The sequence below is a fragment of the Lacticaseibacillus camelliae DSM 22697 = JCM 13995 genome, from assembly GCF_001436615.1.
Taxonomy (GTDB): Bacteria; Bacillota; Bacilli; order Lactobacillales; family Lactobacillaceae; genus Lacticaseibacillus; species Lacticaseibacillus camelliae.
The window spans coordinates 1-2,259 of sequence record NZ_AYZJ01000049.1 but is presented as its reverse complement, the minus strand read 5'-3'; the positions used below and the strand labels follow the sequence as shown (position 1 = coordinate 2,259).

The window sequence follows — 2,259 nt, the reverse complement described above, 5'->3', positions numbered from 1 at the left end:
CGAGAATTCTTGGAACTTTAAATCTAATGAATTTATGGATCATATCGCTGAGCATCCACTCTCACATCCCCAAAAAGTCGGGCATTATGGACCCTAAGTGCCAAATATGCGCCAACTTTTTGAAAAATATGAATGGAGAGTGGAAACTATGGTCAGTTATCGAAAACGTGGAGAAGTGTGGCAATATGAAATCTCATACAAAGACATCAATGGAAAATATAAAAAACTTCGGCGTTCTGGATTCCATCTGAAGAGCGATGCAGAAATGGCAGCCAGCAAAGTTCGAACTGATTTTGTCGATGTTCGACAATATCGAAACGCAGAATTATCTTTGGATGATTACTTCGAACGCTGGCTCAAACTCTATAAACAAGGCTCAGTGAGTGATATTACGCTGAATAAATACACTAACACCCTACAGCATATCAAGCAGATCTTCGGTCACATTAAGCTCAAAGACATCAGCCGTTCAGTCTACCAGGATCGTATCAACTTTTTTGCGCAAACACACGCAGTCCGTACGGTAGCTACATTCCATAAGCAAATCAGAGCTGCCTTGCTAGACGCACTCGATGACCACGTGATCACGTCTGATCCAACCCGCAAAATTGTGATCACTGGTCGACCAGTGCGCGCCAAAAGAAAAGCACTCGATTATGAGGACTGGCAAAAGTTAATTCACTGTCTCGATCCAACCAATAAATTAGATTTAATTATCTATATTGCAGCAGTAACAGGTATGCGTTATGCCGAAATTCTTGGAATCACCCCAAAGGATTTTGATCCAATCAGCCAGTCACTACGAATCAACAAAACTTGGGACTACAAATATCGGACTGGATTTAAAAAGACTAAGAACCAGGCGTCTATTCGAACCATACGGATTGATGTGCGAACTATCCAGTTGGTCAAGGAACATATCGAAACGAATAATATTGGACGAAGCACGCCACTATTTCTCACAGACGGAATCGCGCCGGTATCAGCACAAATAAACAAAGTGTTGACTGACAAGTTAAACAGCATAAATATCCCCAGAATCACATTCCACGGGCTGCGACACACACATGCCTCTGTGCTGCTGTATCAGGGCGTCAGTGTGCTGTCGGTCTCAAAACGACTGGGACACAGCAACATTTCTACCACACAGTCAACGTACCTTCATATCATCAAAGAGCTGGAAGCCCAAGACAATGATAAAATTATCAGCATTTTGAGCACTCTATAATTTGGCACTTCTCTCGGCACAAAGCAGGGTCACGACCTTCAAATCGTGACCCTTTTCGTTTCTATTTTAATGGCGTAAACAACTTCTCACCCGCTTGGGCTTTCGGATAGTTGGCAACCACCCCATCATCCAAATCCAAGGAAATGTGAAGATTAGCAACATGCTGAAGCAAGACATCATACTTCGTCAGTTCAGCAATCTGTTTGTCTAGCTTATCGAGACGTCGCTGCAGGAGCGCCTGTTCTCGTGAACCATTTTCTTGATTTCTCATTTGCTGAAGTGAATCTTGCTTCTGATTATAGGCCTCCTGAAGCGGATGCAGATATGAGGTTCGAATCATAGCGATGGTGTTTTCATCGTAGCGATGTAAGTACATCAGTGCCCTGAAACCAGCTTTTTTGCCTGAGTTCAATTCCCAATAGATCGGACGTTTCTGGTAGGTTGATAGATGGTCTTTTTTGAAGAAGTCCTCGATGAAGTAATTGCGGATCTGTTCCTCAGGTGTATTACCCTTTTTTTTAAGCTGAGCCGCGATGTAACTCAAGTTCTCTGACAGCTGTTCACCTCCAAAGGTTACTGTCAAAAACTCCTTCAGGCGGTGGATAATGTCCCGATTGTCTCCAAAGTAATCATCATCCGTTAGCAAAATGACGTTATCGCTATTTGGCTGATACGTCTTATATTTACTTGCATCCCAATCACCACCAGCAAAGGCTAAACCAGGAACATCGATGGAGTAGCGTCCAAACGTTACACCAACAAAGTAGGACAAGAAGGCTCGAATATCCCGTTCAGGATCAGCATGTCGGACTGACACATCTTCATCTTTAACCTCGGGACTAAGCTCGCCCTGAAGCCCATACAAATCAATAAAGATGCGATTAAGCTCTTCTTCATTCGACTTCAGTTGATCAAAACGATTGGCAGCCTCCTTCTCCCAAGTCTTGTACGCTTCCTCGACCGTCCAATTTCGGTGATGCTCAGCGATATGATCCATAAATTCATTAGATTTAAAGTTCCAAGAATTCTCG

Annotated in this window: 1 protein-coding gene and 1 pseudogene; one reads left to right on the top strand and one right to left on the bottom strand. The window is 43.2% G+C overall.

Translation table 11 applies throughout. The features are described 5' to 3' along the window. Positions 1 to 148: 148 nt before the first annotated feature. Entirely contained in the window at positions 149 to 1,228 is a 1,080-nt protein-coding gene (locus FC75_RS08510) for a tyrosine-type recombinase/integrase (protein ID WP_056989643.1), read from the top strand. 61 nt (positions 1,229 to 1,289) lie between these two features. Here the strand turns inward: FC75_RS08510 and FC75_RS08505 are convergent. Beyond that, positions 1,290 to 2,259: pseudogene (locus tag FC75_RS08505) on the bottom strand (BREX-1 system adenine-specific DNA-methyltransferase PglX); the annotation flags it as partial.

Bases quoted from the DNA above. Each gene is read 5' to 3' on its own strand.
- FC75_RS08510 (WP_056989643.1), top strand. From the start codon at position 149: ATGGTCAGTTATCGAAAACGTGGAGAAGTGTGGCAATATGAAATCTCA.